The organism is Halomonas sp. GFAJ-1 (assembly GCF_000236625.2).
Classification (GTDB): Bacteria; Pseudomonadota; Gammaproteobacteria; order Pseudomonadales; family Halomonadaceae; genus Vreelandella.
In genome coordinates, this window is record NZ_AHBC01000004.1 from 16,185 (window position 1) to 30,995 (window position 14,811).

The window sequence follows — 14,811 nt, forward strand, 5'->3', positions numbered from 1 at the left end:
TATTTACTCTTTCTATTTCAATGATGAAACGCCTATGAGCATAACCCCTTTTCAAGCACTGGCTTGCCCATTGGATGGTGAGCCGTTAGAGATGTTGGGCGGTACGTGGCGTTGCACGGCAGGGCATAGTTTCGACATTGCCAAGCAGGGTTACGTTAATCTGTTGCCCGTACAGCACAAGCGTTCCCATGATCCCGGCGACAGTAAAGCCATGGTGGCGGCTCGCCAGCGGTTTCTTAATGGTGGCTACTATGAAGCTATTGCAAAAGCAGTAAATAGTGCGGTGGAGGAGCACCGCGCGGGCTCCGGTTTGCCTAATGCACCTTATAGCTGCCTGGATGCGGGATGTGGTGAAGGATACTACCTGCGTCACTTGGCAAAAGCGGTACCCGGTTCCGTGCCTTTATCATTAATGGGGCTGGATATTTCTAAGTGGGCAGTGTTAGCCGCAGCTAAGCAGGATACGCTTCAAGCAAGTTGGGTGGTAGGCAGTAATGCCCATTTGCCGGTACAGTCGGCCACGCTGGATTGTGTTCTGTGTATGTTTGGCTTTCCCGTAGCAGGTGAGTTTGCCCGTGTGTTAAAGCCAGGCGGCCTGCTGTTGCAAGTGGAGGCAGGGCCAAACCATTTGCGCGAACTGCGGGAAGTGATCTATCCCACGTTAAAGCCAGAGCGCTCTGTGGAGGCAAGCGTGCCTAACGGCTTTGCACATCAGCAAACCCTATCGCTTTGTTATGAGTTATCGCTTGAGGGGACAGAAAGGATAGCTGATTTGCTGGCGATGACACCGCATTTGTATCGGGCGAGCGCAGAAGGGCGTGCACGGGCAGCAGCGCTGGATACGCTAACGCTAACGGTAGATGTGCGCTTAGTTGCTTACTCGCGTGTGTCAGTCGCGTAGCTAAAGCGGGCACCCAAAAGGTGGGTGCCCAAACGCAACAAGGCCCGCATAAGCGGGCCTTGTTATTCAGACTTTTGAGGGTCTGAGCAAACTCTAAAGCTTAGGGCTTAGGAGATTTGCTTGATGTTAGAAGCCTGAAGGCCTTTCTTACCCTGGGTAACGTCAAAAGAAACGTTAGCGCCTTCTTGAAGGGTTTTGAAACCGTCAGACTGAATTTCAGAAAAATGAGCAAAAAGGTCGTCGCCACCGTCAGAAGGAGCGATGAAACCAAAACCTTTAGTGTCGTTAAACCATTTAACTGTGCCAGTTGCCATTGTCTAGATCCTTTCGCGCTAATGCGCCGTAATAAAGTTCCTGGTATTACCCAGATTTAAGTAGCGGGTGAAACAAGGAATACAATATCAGGCTGCCGAAAAAGATCGTACACTTCTGAAACCATGCCGCTTGCTAACCAACTGACGCTACAGTGCCACGATTTAGACGCGACGTCAAAGCCTTTTATGTTTATTTTCTAGGCGCGGCTATGTCGACGGCTACTTCCATCCCATCTTCCAGGTGGTGTCGTCTTTAAGCGCTTGCCATGCCAGCGTGATCTCACGGTGAGAGTGAACTGCCTCCAGCACAACATGCTCCACCGTTTCTTCTTCATTCCGCAGCAGTTGCGTCACGATAAAGTGTTTTTCTCTATTTTGAGGTATGACGGCGGTCCATTTGCTGTGGTGCAGTTTGTTAGGGTTAATAGTGTTCATTACTGTTACCGATGGCATTGTTAGTTAAAGTGGTAGAACTTTTGCCACTATAGTGAAACATGGTGATAGTCGGTTCAGGTAAAAAATAGTCAAGCGCACGTTACGTTCGGTGATAAGGAGAAAGAGTAATGGTGGCAGCGCATGAGATGAGGTTTCTTGAGCGCGCGGTTGAGCTTGCAAAAGAGGCGTTACACAAGGGTGACGAGCCTTTTGGCAGTGTACTGGTTAGTGCCCAAGGCGAGATCCTCGCGGAAGAGCGTAACCGTATTGCTGGGGGAGACGCTACGCAGCACCCAGAGTTCGCTTTGGCTCGCTGGGCGGCTAATCATCTGTCGCCAGCAGAGCGGGCTACGGCAACGGTGTACACCTCGGGTGAGCACTGTGCAATGTGTGCCGCTGCCCATGGGTGGGTGGGGCTTGGGCGAATTGTCTATGTTAGCTCCTCCCAGCAGCTGGGAGTATGGCTGGCTGAACTGGGTGTTGCGCCTCCCCCTGTGGCAACGCTTTCTATCAATGACGTTGTGCCGGGGCTCGCTGTAGATGGCCCCGTGCCCGGGTTGGACGCTCAAGTTCATGCACTGCACCGCCAGCGCCACGGCGGGCAATAGAGCCGTTTCAACTCAGTCAAGCGTGAACCACCAAGCCATCATCTGTTTCAATATTTATTGGGAATGCCATGAAAAAAATGCTGCCCTCTTCGCTACTGTTTGCTGGTGCTGTGGCTAGCGTGCCGGTAATGGCACAACCCTCTGCTAATGTGAGTGACACAACAGCACTGTCCACGGTGGAGGTGAGCGCCCCGCGTTTGGCACGTGAGCTTTACGCTACCCCAGCGGCAGTTTCCACTCTGGAGCGAGAGGATATAGCCCAAGGGCAGCAGGGTGTCAGGCTGGATGAGTCGCTTACACGGGTGCCCGGCGTGTTTTTGCAAAACCGCGATAACTTTGCCCAGGGGCAGCGTATTGCCATTCGCGGGTTTGGGGCCCGTGCCCCGTTTGGTGTGCGTGGCATCACGGTAATGGTAGATGGCATTCCTTATACCCTGCCAGATGGGCAGGCCCAGCTAGATGCGATTGATTTAAACAGCGCTGAGCGTATTGAGGTGATTCGCGGGCCCTCCTCGGTGCTTTATGGCAATGCGGCGGGTGGGGTAATTGATGTCACCACCGCCGATGGTCGCGATAACCCAGGCACACGGCTTAGCGTAGGTGCGGGCAGCGACGGTTACCAAAAAGTGGCGCTGCAGCAGGGGGGAGCCCAAGGAGACTGGTCGCACCATGTGAGTCTTTCGGCACTCAAGGTGGACGGCTACCGTGAGCAAAGCTCAACTGAAAAGTACTTGCTGAATGCCAAGCTGCGCCGTGAGTTAGGCAGTGAGCGGGCGTTAACCGCCATTATCAATTTGCTTGAAAACCCACGTTCAGAAGATCCGGGGGCGTTGAACGCCAGTGAAGTTTCGAGTGGGCGACACCAGGCGGCCCCCAATGCCTTAGCACTGGACGCCCGGCAGCGGGTTGATCAACAGCTGATTGGCCTACAGTACGAAGACTTAACCGCGGGCCCTGGCGAATTTTACCTTAAGGGGTTTATCGCCCGGCGTGACTTTGAGCAACAGTTGCCCTTTGTAGGCGATAGCCGCCTGGGCTTTCAGCGGGACTATGTTGGCGCCAGCAGCGAATATCACCACGACATCACCTTGGGCGGCCTACCGCTAAACTACATTGTGGGCTCAGACGTGGCGCGCCAAGAGGATGAGCGCTTTCGTAACAACGTTAACGCTCAAGGTAGCGTTGGTGAACAGTCGGCGGCAGAGACTCAAACCGCGACCTCTACCGGGGTATTTGCCCAGGGTGATTTGGCACTGACCGAGCAGGTGACGTTCTCTCTTGGCGCCCGCTTTGACCGCGTGGAGCTAAAGGTGGATGACCGCTATTTTGAAGATGGCGACCAAAGTGGCGAGCGCACCTTTAACGAGTGGAGCGGTTCGGCGGGGCTTAGTTACCGTTACCGTCCACAGCATCAAGCCTATATCAATACGGGTACCGCCTTTGAAACGCCAACCTTTGCCGAGTTTGCTAACCCGGCAGGCGGTGGTTTTAACCCTGCTGTGGAGCCACAAAAAGCCTGGAACCGAGAAGTAGGTCTACGTGGCTATATGGCGCCATTGGCGATGGATTATGATTTGGCGCTATTTTCAGTACGGGTTCGTGATGAACTGGTGCCTTTTGATGAAGGGGGCCGCACCTTCTACCAAAACGCTGGTGATACCAGCCGCGATGGCCTGGAGTTGGCGGTTGGTTGGCGACTTGCCGACCAGTGGCGCTTAGATAGCGCTTTAACGCTGGCGCGCTATGAGTTTGATAGTTTTGCCACCCCAAACGAGCGCTTTGATGGTAACCGTATTCCAGGCCTACCCGAGCAAACCTGGATGAACCAGCTTACTTGGCAGGGGTTGGATGAACGCTTTGCCACGCTGGAAACCCAGTATGTTGGTGACCTGGTAGCGGATAACGCCAATGAGACAAAAATTGATAGCTATTGGCTGGTGAACCTACGGGTGGGAGATGGTTGGCAATTAGGAGGCGATACGCGCTTAAACGCTTATTTAGGAGTTCGGAACCTGTTTGATGAAACGTATTATGACAATGTGCGCTTAAATGGCACTTTTGGCCGCTACTATGAACCCGCCCCAGGGCGCAGCGTATATGGCGGGGTGGAGCTTAGCTTTTAAAGAACGGTTTTTAAATACGGTTTTTAAAGGACGTTTTTAAAGGGATGGCTATTACATATAGCGTTTAAGAAACAGGGCAGCCCTAGGGTTGCCCTGTTTGGGTCTATGCTGTTGGGTGCTACGTTAGCTTGACTAACATTTTACCGGTGTTGCCGCCTTCAAAAAGCGCTAAAAATGCATCAGGCGTGCTTTCAAGCCCTTCCTGAACCGTTTCTTTATAGCTGATGCTGCCTTTTGCTACTTGCGGCGCCACTTCGTTGAGAAAGTAGCGGTAGCTGGCCCAGTGATCCGCCACAATAAAGCCCTGCATTTTGGCTTTACGCACCACCAGTTGCGCTAAGTTACGAGGGCCAGGGGGCGGCGTTTCTGCATTGTAGCTATCAATCATGCCGCAGACAGCAATCCGCGCGCCTTCATTAAGCTGGCTTAGTGCAGCCTCTAAGCAGATGCCGCCAACGTTCTCGAAATAAACATCAATACCGTTGGGGCTCGCCAGCTTAATAGCATCGCTAAGTTCTTGAGCAGTGCGGTCACGATAACTTACCGGCTCGATACCTAATGATTCCAGCCAAGCGAGCTTATGAGCTGGTCCTGCAATGCCGACCACGTGACAGCCTTTCGCTTTAGCAAGCTGAACCGCCAACGACCCAACAGCACCGCTGGCGGCGCTGACCAGCACATTATCTCCTGGTTTGCACTCGGCGATGATATTTAAGCCTGTCCAGGCGGTCATGCCAGGCATACCTAAGACGCCTAAATATGCCTGCTCTGGCACATCGATATCGGGTAGTGAGGTGACACCCTCTGCAGAAACCTGGGCAATATCTCGCCAGCCCCCCATGTGGCTGACGGTATCTCCTATCTTGAGGCGAGAGTCGTTGGACTCGATGACTTCTCCTATAGCGCCACCGTCCATGGGTTTGCCAAGCTCAAAAGGTGCGATATAGGTATGCATGCCGGTCATTCGGCCACGCATATAGGGGTCAACCGACAGCCAGTGGTTGCGAATGCGTACTTCGCCTTCGCCGAGGGCGGGAAGTTCCTGGTGTTCCAGCGAAAATAGTTCGCGCTCGGGCAAGCCGGTGGGGTAGCCAGTTAAGGTAAAAAACCGTGATTGCATGTATGCCTCCTGCTGATGCGAAGCGAATCTCCTTCTTGCAGGATAGAGACTGCTAGCATGCTCGCAAGTTCGCCTTGAAAAAATAGGAGGGCTGATACAGGTAAAAAAACAGTGACCATAAAAAGAGCGGCTAAGAAGCCGCTCTAGGTGGGTGCAACTGAAACAAATGTATTGAGTTGTTCGTTTAAGGGGTATCACACACTTGCGGGTGTGCTATCCGTTAACTCGCTACGTCGCCTGTACTGCAGGCTAGAACAGCAGGATTAGTCTATCAGGGTCAGTAGAACAGGCGCCGTGCCTCGGCGAATCATGCCAAGCTTAGTAGCTGCTCGTTTAGAGAGGTCAATGACACGCCCTTGAACAAAGGGGCCGCGGTCATTGATTAGAACCTCCACTTTCTGACCTGTATCGGGGCGGGTGACCAATACTTTGGTGCCGAACGGTAAGCTCGGGTGAGCAGCCGTTAGCGCCTGCTGATCAAAACGTTCACCACTGGCAGTGGTAGCGCCTTGAAAACGGTCACTGTAAAAAGAGGCAACGCCTCGTTGTGTTTCTAACTCATTGGCAACAGCGGTTGTAGCAGTACACGCAATAAGTATCGCTGCTAAACAGCTCGTTCGGATAAGTCGCTTATGGGCTCCCATGGGAGTACCTCAGTTTTTTCATATCGAGGGTAATGCATCGATGAGGTGCCGATTAGGCTCTCCGATAGTAGCGTGCCCGTTTGGAGTCAGCAAGCTTTAAGAAGATCGATGCAAATGGCTCCATAATTACGATTTTTTTAATTTTTTGTAGTTGGCCTTGGGATTCAGTCAGTTACTGCCCCCAGGCTAATTTATAATCGAACAATGTTTTTTTGTGCGCTGCAGTATTTTAAATGCTCACGCTGTTCATGTAAGCATCATATAATTTAGCCTAGCTATAGCTCGCGTATGACTGTCACCCATAAGGATGCCCCATGGCCAAGTCTTCTCCTCTTTCGCTAATTATTGTTGCCGTTGGCGGTGCTGCTGTTGGTTTTTTAGCGGCGCAAACACTGTCTAGTTCGGAGCCTGATGCTGAAGAGCCTCAGCCACAAAGTACGCTTGAAAGCTTAACGCTAGGCGAGCGGGTAAATGGGGAGATTACGTCAACCAGCGAGCTAAATGGCAAAGATGGTAGCCGCTTTTTACGCTATGCCATCAATTTGGAAGAGGGGGCGCTGGTTGAGTTTTCCCTACGGGGCGCATTACAAGGTGTGTTTGCACTGTATGACGACCAGCTAGCGTTACTGGGAAGTGGCCCTACGCTGCGCCAGCCTATCAAAGAGGGTGGAGAGTACATAGTGGTGGTTAGCGGCGTCGATGAGCACAGCTATGGCCCCTTTAGCATTAATAGCCGCGCCATTGAGCTGAGTGATTCAGACACCCTCACCATCGAGACACCTATTGATAGTTGGCTTGAGGGGGCTTCCCGCGAGTTAACGCTCACGATAGAAGAAGCTGGCATGTATCAAATTGAGATGCTGGCCGATGACTTTGATGCCTACTTAGAGCTGGAAGGCCCCGGCGGCTATTACCGTGAAGACGACGATAGCGCAGGGAATCTCAATGCGCGAATTGTCGATTTTCTCGCGCCTGGTGACTACCAGGTAACCGCGCGTTCGGCCTACGGTGAAGGCAATGGATTATTTACGTTAACCGCTGAGCCAAAAACGTTACCAGGAGATGGCGAGCTGCGTAACGATGGCACAATTACTTCTAACGAGACGTTGAATGGTTGGTACAGCGGTCAGGCGCTTCACTATGAGCTAGACATTGAAGACGCGGGCATGTACCAAATTGAGATGAGCTCAAGCGACGTAGATGCTTATCTTGAGTTAGAAGGCCCTAACGGCTATTTCCGCGAAGATGATGACAGCGCGGGCAACCTAGACGCACGAATTGCGGATTTCTTAGCGCCAGGCGTGTACCGGCTCACTGCGCGCACCGCTTTTGGCAATGACAGCGGTTTATTTTCCCTTTCAGTATTGCCGCGTGATTTACCTAACGGCGTCGAGCTGCGTAATGAAGGCGTGTTAACGCTGGGTGAAACGTTAAATGGCTGGTACAGCGGTGAACCGCTGACCTATGAACTCACCCTGGAAGAGAGTTCTCAGGTAACGCTGGCCATGCGCTCCAGCGACTTTGATGCCTACCTTGAGCTATACGGTGAAGGCGTCTCCTACAGTGATGATGATGGTGGCAGCGGCACCGACGCACTGCTGGAACAAGCGCTGCTGCCGGGCACCTACACCGTCATTGCTCGTGGCTTTAGCACCCGTGGTAGCGGAATGTTCGAGCTTCAGGTAAGTGCGGAACCCGCAAATATTCAGCCGACGACCTAAGCATAAACTCAACGTTCAAACGCTCGTGTTTATGCGTTAAGCGTACCGACTTTTTAGGCCATCTTACCCTTGCCATAGGGTGAGATGGCCTGTTAACGACCCGCTTTTAAACAGCCTACCACTACTAACATGGCGGCACAGGGTGGCCGCCAATCCAGCACGCTCACCCCGGCTGCTACTAACAACGCGGCCGCCAGAATTGGTACTCCATAAGCAAGGCTGCCAACGATGCTTGCTTGCCCTAGGCGCAGCGCTTTGTCCCAGGCGACCATGGCTATGCCATAAGGACCCAGCCCCAGGGCGATGCCTGCTAGCAGGGCGTCGCCACTCGGCACCTCAATACTTCCTTCCATGAGCAGGCTCGCACTGGTTGCAATCGCGCAAGCAACCAGCAATAAGCGCGGCAGCAGCGGCGTTAAGGCCAGCGGAGCCGCTTGGCCTAACCAAGAGTAAAGAGCCCAACAGCAGGCAGCGAGTAGTGCTAATGCATAGCCAGTGGTTGCTCCGCCAAACCCACCACTTAGCGCTTGGGGTAACAATAGTAGGGCAGCGCCAGAAAACGCGATAAGTGCCCCTATAACCCCTGCCATGCGTAGTTTGCCAAAGCGACTCCACTGACTTAATAGCACAAACAATACGGGCCACGTGTAAGTAATGAGGGCGGCTTCTGCGGCAGGTGCCAGGCGCATGCCAATAAAGTAACTGCTGACAGCGCCAAATATAAGCAGCGGAACGCCCAGCCATACGCTGAGCTGCCACCTTTTACTTAACATTGTCACAGGTACCCTGTGGCTAAGCGGAAGTGTGGCTAGGGCACCTGCCAAGAGTGTGAGTGCGGTTAATTGCAGTGGGGAAGACGTGCGGGCAAGCTCTGCCAATAGCGGAGCTACGCTCCAGAGCATCACGGCCACTAACGCCGCGACAATGCTGTACCAAGGTGACGCCACAACGGTTGAGTGAGCGGGATACATGGAGTTCTCCTTGTCTTTTTGAAACTCCCCGCAGCATACTCAGAAGTGATGTATCACAATATCAATCTTTTGTGATTGGTTTTATCAATAATGGTGATGTATGCGAGCGCCCACATTAGATCTGACGCTTTTGCGAACGCTGGTGGCAATATCTGATACGGGTAGTGTGACCGCCGCAGCCAAACGGTTAGCGTATACCCAGTCCACCGTGAGTATGCAGCTGCAGCGTTTAGAAACGCAGTTAGCGCTTCGTTTGCATGAGCGAGAAGGGCGGCGCTTACGCTTCACCTCTGAAGGTGAGCGCTTACTGACCCATGCTCGTCGCTTACTAGCCCTTAACGATGAAGCGTGGAGCGACATGCAGGCGCGGCAAGTGACGGGCGATTTAACGCTTGGTATTCCTGAAGATTACGCTTCTCTACTGCCGTCGGTATTTGCTTACTTTCATCAACTCTACCCATCGGTAGGCCTAACGGTAATTTGTGGCACCAGCGCGCACCTGGTTGAGCAGGTAAAGGCCGCTGAGATTGACCTGGCACTGGTAACGCGCCAACGTAATTCGCCGGGTGGAGAGGTGATTCGCCGTGAGCCGCTTGTTTGGGCGGTGGGTATTAACCAGCACCCCCTGCTAAGTGACCCTATCCCGCTTGCCCTCTACTCCCCAGGCGCGGATCTGTTTCGTGACGTGGCAGAACAAGCGCTGCAAGCCGCTGGCCGAACGTGGCGCGTGGCCTATACCAGCCAGTCTATGGCAGGCCTTGCGCCTATCGTCACCGCAGGGCTCGCCGTGGTAGTGGTTACCCGCAGCATGCTGACCCCTTCGCTACGGCCTTTAGATGAAAGCAGCGGTATGCCAGCGTTACCTTTGATTGAGTTAGCCCTGCACCGGGCGCCTCATCGGCCTTCAGAGCCAGCCCGAAGGCTTGGTGAGTTAATTCGTGAACAGTTGGCGACACCCACAGCGCGCCACTGTTTTTCCGAGCGCTAGAAACAGAGATTAGTCGAAAGGGGGTGTTATAAATTCTGCTACTCTATATGACTGAACTACGCTTAATTCTGGTAGTACACGATTAGCTCACGTGATTAGCCGTAGGAGCACTCAATGCACGAGTTGGATCACTATATCTACCCACACAGGGTGCTGCACTGGTTGGTGGCAGGTGTCGTACTGCTCTCCTTGTTGACCGGGTTAACGCTGGGGTTTTTAGGTTATGAGGGAACCGTCAATTTAGTAGGCAATACGTTGACTAATTTTCTCTACACGAGCCACAAAACGCTGGGTGTCGCCCTCTTGCTGTTGATGACGCTACGCATCATTACCCGCTTAGCATTTCTTATTCCAGATCATGACCCACCCCTTAATAGGTTTGAGCGGGTTGCCAGCACCAGCGTGCATCACTTGCTCTACTTGGCGTTAATTGTCATGCCGCTGTTAGGCTGGGCCGCTACCGCTAGCGGGGGGTTCCCTGTGGAGTTTTTCCACTGGCACTTGCCGGGGCTAATTGGCGAGCATAAGGCGCTTTCAGAAGAGCTGTTTATGTGGCACGAGCGTTTGGGGTGGGCCATTGTTGCCTTGCTGGCGCTGCACGTAACGGGGGCGCTATACCATTGGCAAATTAAGCGCGACAACGTGATGAAACGCATGAGCTTGTTTGATTAACCCAACCCTTTAACGTCCGATTCTTCAAGCAACAAGGAGTGTTGTTTTATGTGGCTGCAGCTGGCATTTGCCCTAGGGTTGGCGGCCATTCATCTATTTGCAGGCAAGCTTCAACGTTTGAATGCGCTCCCTCGGAGCGCTTGGCTCTCCTTTGCGGGGGGCGTTTCAGTGGGCTATGTGTTCGTCCACATTTTTCCGGCGCTTAGTGAGGCCCATGAAACTATTACAGCCCATGGGCCGCTCTTTGTGCTTGAGCATAACGCCTACATCGTTGCTTTAACGGGCTTAGCGGTATTTTACGGCTTGGAGCAGGTAACCAAGCAGTACTCCCGCCGTGATGGTAAACAGAAGCCTGCCACCCTGGGGAAATTACAGGGTGTTTTCTGGGTCCACATTGGTTCTTTTTCACTCTATAACGCCCTTATTGGTTATCTATTGGTATATCGCGATAATCAGCTACCAGAAGTGTTGTTCTTCTTTTTAGCCATGGGGTTTCATTTTCTAGTTAACGATCACGGTTTGGTGCAGCATCATCGTCATATTTATATGGCCAAAGGTCGGTGGGTGCTGGCGGCTGCTGTGTTTATGGGCTGGTTAGTAGGACAGGCGTTCCAAGTAACAGACGCGGTTATCAGCCTGGTGTATGCCTTTGTAGCGGGGGGATTGGTGCTCAACGTACTAAAAGAGGAGTTGCCAGAAGATCGTAATAGCCAGTTTTTACCTTTCGCCGTGGGGGCTGCGGGGTGTGCTGCCTTGCTGGTTTTCTCCTAGGCTGTTTTCTTAAAAAGCCAGTGACCGTTACCCCGCAGAACCATAGCGGCAGCATGGTTGGCACGACTTTACCGCGTACATGTTGTGGTCGGCTTCGCGCATTAAACTTTCCAGCGTTGCATTCGCATCATAACTGGTACTCGTGCCGATACTGACCCCAATGCAGATCAATTTACCATCAGGAAGCTTGATAGGTTGTTGAATGGCCTGTTCGATACGGCAACGCAGTTCATCAATGGCTTTTGGGTCGCACAGCCCTTCAAAAAGAACCACAAACTCATCTCCCCCAAACCGCGCGCAGTGGTCATTATTTCGGGCTAAGTGTGCTAACCGTTTGGCTACTTGTTGAAGTACAAAGTCGCCTGCTTCGTGGCCATGCGCATCATTAATAGGCTTGAAGCGGTCCAGGTCACACATAAACAGGGAAAGCGGGGTATGTTGTTGGCGGCTGCGCTCTAGGGCTTGACTGGCGCAGCGGGCTAAGCCATTGCGGTTGAGCAAACCGGTAAGCATGTCGTGATTGGCTAAGCGTTCTAGTGCATAGGTACGCTCGGCTACTTTGGCTTCTAAGAGTGTTTCTTGATGTTTCAGCATGGCAACGGTTTCTGCTTGGGCTTGCTCTTTTTGCTTTTTAAGCTTGTTAAAACGCGCGGCGAGGGCAAAGGAGAGCAGCAGCATCTCCAGCGCTGAGCCGATTTGTATGCCGTGTAGCGTGATAAAATTAGCGGGCAGTAGGCCAAGGTTGCGCAGGGCAAAAACCGCCGCGCCGAGTAAAAATAGCGACCAAGCGAGTACAAATAAGCGGGCACTGGGCACCCGACGCCAACTGCAATAAATACCGCACGCAAGTATAAGTAGCGATGCCGTAAACCCGGTGATGTCCATTAAGCGGAGAGCGGGCTGGGTGGGCAAGAGCATCACGGCCATCAGCGCTAGCCAGCAGTATCCTCGAAAAAAAGAAAGTGTTCGGTGCCAGCGAGGGCAGTAGAGGGCAGTATTGAGAAAGCTTTGGGCAAATAGCGTGCCCATGGTGGAGGCAAAGGTAAATCCGATCGCTACTAAGCGCGCCGAGTTATCCCCTAAAAAACTCCAGAATATCAGCGTGCCGAGGCCGTTAAACGTCAATATTGCCAGCGTAAAGCCAAATGCAAAGAGCGCGTAGTAAAGAAACACCCGTTCTTTTAAACCAAAAAACAGCAGCAGGTTGTAAGTGCTGAGCGCTAACAGCATGCCAAAATAGGTCGCCAGCCAGAAATTATGACGGTCATTTTGTGCATAAAAAGCCTCGGGTGCCATTAAGGCATAGCTTAAAAACTTACTACCCGATGCGCTGACATGGGTGTAGAGCGTGACTTTTTCGCCTGCCTCTAGCGTTAGCGGAAAGACCGCTTGGCGGTGCTCCAAGGCTCGCGTGGATACCGGCAGTGCGCTACCGCTGTGTTGCGCTTCGCTAAGCTGACCCCGCAGCGTGTACAGCGTCACGTGATCCAGAAAGGGGTATTCAAACTGTACCAGCCACGAGGCCGCCTCGTCGGAGTCGTTATGTAGTTGAGTTCGTAACCAAATATCGCTTTGGGTGTAGCCGAAATTTAAATCGCGTTTAGTTTGGACTTCCTCAAACGCCGGGTTAAGCGCCAATAGCGCTGGCAAGCTAAGCCCTTGGGTATCGTGCCAATAGCTAGTGGCTGCGCCCAAGTCGTAGTGCTCTTGGACGGGAGGCGATAGCGTTAGAGTGCCCGCATTAGCCACAACGGGATAACACCATACCAATAGTATGAAGAGACCCGCCTGAAGGCGTGTCATCCAACCGAAAGCATGCATAGTGTTCCGCTATTTGATTTTTTTATTTCCCCGAACAGTGCTGATTAGGTTCCCTTGCCTACGCCGGGGTGCTGTTTACCGTTGTTTTGATGCTTTGCCAGTGGCGATTAAATCTTTAAAATAATGCAAATTGTAATTAAATAGTAAATTTTTGTTAAAAACAAGGTATGGCTGAGTTAAAAGGCGCTTGCTGTGTTAAGGGGCGCCCCGCTGCGAACAGTTATCAAAAAATGCCACCGTGGCAGGCCAGTCGGTAAAAATACCGCGTACACCAGCGTCATTAATCAGCGCATCAATCGTAATAAGTATATCGCCTTCTTGGCTGATAACATCTTGAGTGGTGTGGTGGTACCACTCGCTACCTTCCGCTAGCGGCCCTGAACGCTCCATTGTCCATGCAATCAGTAGTAATCCGGCATCGCGCGCTTCTTGCGCATAGCGTGAGGGCTGTAGCCGACGGGCATGGTCTTCACTGCTGGGAGCCGCCCCTTCTTCTGCCCGAGAGCCGCTTTCTGTGGGCGTAAAGTTAGGGTTGGGTTCAAGCAGCATCCACGTGGGTGGCGCGAGAATAGCGACCCCTAGTTCAACGAGTTCATCCATGCTGGGCTGCCAGCTAACGGGGTCGTTGTGATCAAAATGTTCGTCGCTGTAGCGGCCCTCTAAATACACCGCCTGGGCGCCAAAGGTAGGCGCGTTTTCAATCCAGTAGCGCACGTCTTCCAAGTTAAATGACTGGGGGTAGACGTCTTGTGGGTTGATACCCGCGGCTAAATACTCATCAATTAGTTTTTGCGCATACTCTTTCTGGGTAAAGTTTTGCTGAGTACCCCCCTCTTCGGAGTGGCCGGTATAAGGCATGTCCACCATGGGCGCTTTTAGCTCGGGCATCATTTTTACGCCCAATTGCTGGAAGAGAGCAATGCTGTCTGCGTGGCTCATTAAGGTGCCCCGGGTGGCGTATAAGTCGGTGCGCCAGGGGGGTGTGCCGGCCAGATAGGCTTCCAGAGTAGTGGCCTCGGTATTTACCCCTTCCATGGTGCCTTGTAACGTGCGGAACTCAGCCAGCGTAATATCGCTGGTACAGCAGCGAATGTCGGCAGCATTGGTAAGTTCACCCGTGGCCTCATCAAACGTGGGGGGAGTGCTGCACTGCTGGGCGAAGGCTGTTTCCACAATATTGGTGGTGTAGTGCAAATCACACTGGGAGTGGCGGCAGACCAGCTCCTCATCGGCAGTAAAGGTGACATCACACTCTAGAATGCCGGCGCCGCCTTGGGCGCCTGCCAGATAAGACTCAAGGGTATGTTCTGGAAACTGAAGCGGTGCCCCCCGGTGCCCAATGGTTAGGGGCGAGCGTTGCCACTGGGTTTGCTCGGCCGCACAGGCCAGCAGCTCGGATTTTAACCGGCGCTCATGGGCATTCCCGGTGCTCATATCATTAACGAGAAAGAGGGGCCTTGGCCCCAGGGTCACTTGCTGAGCCGCGTTAATCAGTGCGTCATCCCACGGGTAAGTAGTGTCCGACGGTTGCCCAAAGGCAACCGTCGCAAGGAGCAAGCCGCTCGTTAAAAGCAGAGCGGCAGGGCAGGAGGATGACGTCATTTACTAAGATCCCTTGTACGCAAAATACGCACTTAGAGTGTAGACGGCTTTTTCGCAGAGCCCCACGCTAATGAGGCGAAAGCGTGAGGCAGTTCAAACTTTTGACTGGCGGCTGTATTA

At 52.8% G+C, this 14,811-nt stretch carries 14 protein-coding genes; 7 read left to right on the top strand and 7 right to left on the bottom strand.

Going from position 1 to position 14,811, the window contains the following annotated elements; genetic code table 11:
- The first annotated feature begins 34 nt into the window (after positions 1–34).
- Complete coding sequence (locus MOY_RS01400) at positions 35–901, top strand: putative RNA methyltransferase (protein WP_009095701.1); 867 nt, start codon at positions 35–37, stop codon at positions 899–901.
- A gap of 107 nt (positions 902–1,008) precedes the next feature.
- On the opposite strand, the gene MOY_RS01405 is transcribed toward MOY_RS01400, so the two are convergent.
- Both MOY_RS01405 and MOY_RS01410 read right to left on the bottom strand, forming a co-directional pair.
- Entirely contained in the window at positions 1,009–1,215 is a 207-nt protein-coding gene (locus MOY_RS01405; RefSeq protein ID WP_009095703.1) for a cold-shock protein, read from the bottom strand.
- A 219-nt stretch (positions 1,216–1,434) separates the two neighbouring features.
- Positions 1,435–1,650, bottom strand: coding sequence for a TIGR02450 family Trp-rich protein (locus MOY_RS01410; protein ID WP_009095705.1), 216 nt, complete (start codon positions 1,648–1,650; stop codon positions 1,435–1,437).
- 128 nt (positions 1,651–1,778) lie between these two features.
- On the opposite strand from MOY_RS01410, the gene MOY_RS01415 reads away from it, so the two are divergent.
- Both MOY_RS01415 and MOY_RS01420 read left to right on the top strand, forming a co-directional pair.
- Entirely contained in the window at positions 1,779–2,258 is a 480-nt protein-coding gene (locus MOY_RS01415) for a nucleoside deaminase (protein ID WP_009095707.1), read from the top strand.
- A gap of 68 nt (positions 2,259–2,326) precedes the next feature.
- A complete protein-coding gene (locus tag MOY_RS01420) occupies positions 2,327–4,381 on the top strand; it encodes a TonB-dependent receptor family protein (protein WP_009095710.1) in 2,055 nt (684 codons plus the stop codon).
- 118 nt (positions 4,382–4,499) lie between these two features.
- On the opposite strand, the gene MOY_RS01425 is transcribed toward MOY_RS01420, so the two are convergent.
- The gene (locus tag MOY_RS01425) at positions 4,500–5,501 is read right to left on the bottom strand and encodes an NADP-dependent oxidoreductase (protein ID WP_009095711.1); all 1,002 of its coding nucleotides are present in this window, start codon (positions 5,499–5,501) and stop codon (positions 4,500–4,502) included.
- A 263-nt stretch (positions 5,502–5,764) separates the two neighbouring features.
- Entirely contained in the window at positions 5,765–6,145 is a 381-nt protein-coding gene (locus MOY_RS01430; RefSeq protein WP_009095713.1) for a septal ring lytic transglycosylase RlpA family protein, read from the bottom strand.
- A gap of 314 nt (positions 6,146–6,459) precedes the next feature.
- Here MOY_RS01430 and MOY_RS01435 point away from each other — a divergent pair, with 314 nt between their 5' ends.
- Complete coding sequence (locus MOY_RS01435) at positions 6,460–7,866, top strand: hypothetical protein (protein ID WP_009095715.1); 1,407 nt, start codon at positions 6,460–6,462, stop codon at positions 7,864–7,866.
- Positions 7,867–7,958: 92 nt separating this feature from the next.
- On the opposite strand, the gene MOY_RS01440 is transcribed toward MOY_RS01435, so the two are convergent.
- Entirely contained in the window at positions 7,959–8,837 is an 879-nt protein-coding gene (locus MOY_RS01440) for a DMT family transporter (RefSeq protein WP_009095718.1), read from the bottom strand.
- Positions 8,838–8,937: 100 nt separating this feature from the next.
- On the opposite strand from MOY_RS01440, the gene MOY_RS01445 reads away from it, so the two are divergent.
- The 3 genes from MOY_RS01445 to MOY_RS01455 all read left to right on the top strand — a co-directional run bounded on the left by MOY_RS01445 (position 8,938) and on the right by MOY_RS01455 (position 11,268).
- Positions 8,938–9,825, top strand: coding sequence for a LysR substrate-binding domain-containing protein (locus MOY_RS01445; protein WP_009095720.1), 888 nt, complete (start codon positions 8,938–8,940; stop codon positions 9,823–9,825).
- 114 nt (positions 9,826–9,939) lie between these two features.
- Positions 9,940–10,497 carry a cytochrome b gene (locus MOY_RS01450; protein WP_009095722.1) on the top strand — a complete coding sequence of 186 codons (558 nt, stop codon included), beginning with the start codon at positions 9,940–9,942 and terminating at the stop codon, positions 10,495–10,497.
- Positions 10,498–10,545: 48 nt separating this feature from the next.
- Positions 10,546–11,268 carry a hypothetical protein gene (locus MOY_RS01455; RefSeq protein WP_009095725.1) on the top strand — a complete coding sequence of 241 codons (723 nt, stop codon included), beginning with the start codon at positions 10,546–10,548 and terminating at the stop codon, positions 11,266–11,268.
- A 27-nt stretch (positions 11,269–11,295) separates the two neighbouring features.
- Here the strand turns inward: MOY_RS01455 and MOY_RS01460 are convergent, their stop codons facing one another.
- Together MOY_RS01460 and MOY_RS01465 are read right to left on the bottom strand one after the other, a co-directional pair.
- Positions 11,296–13,089, bottom strand: coding sequence for a diguanylate cyclase (locus tag MOY_RS01460; protein WP_035539742.1), 1,794 nt, complete (start codon positions 13,087–13,089; stop codon positions 11,296–11,298).
- 195 nt (positions 13,090–13,284) lie between these two features.
- The gene (locus MOY_RS01465; protein WP_009095729.1) at positions 13,285–14,691 is read right to left on the bottom strand and encodes a glycerophosphodiester phosphodiesterase family protein; all 1,407 of its coding nucleotides are present in this window, start codon (positions 14,689–14,691) and stop codon (positions 13,285–13,287) included.
- Between the last annotated feature and the right edge of the window lie 120 nt (positions 14,692–14,811).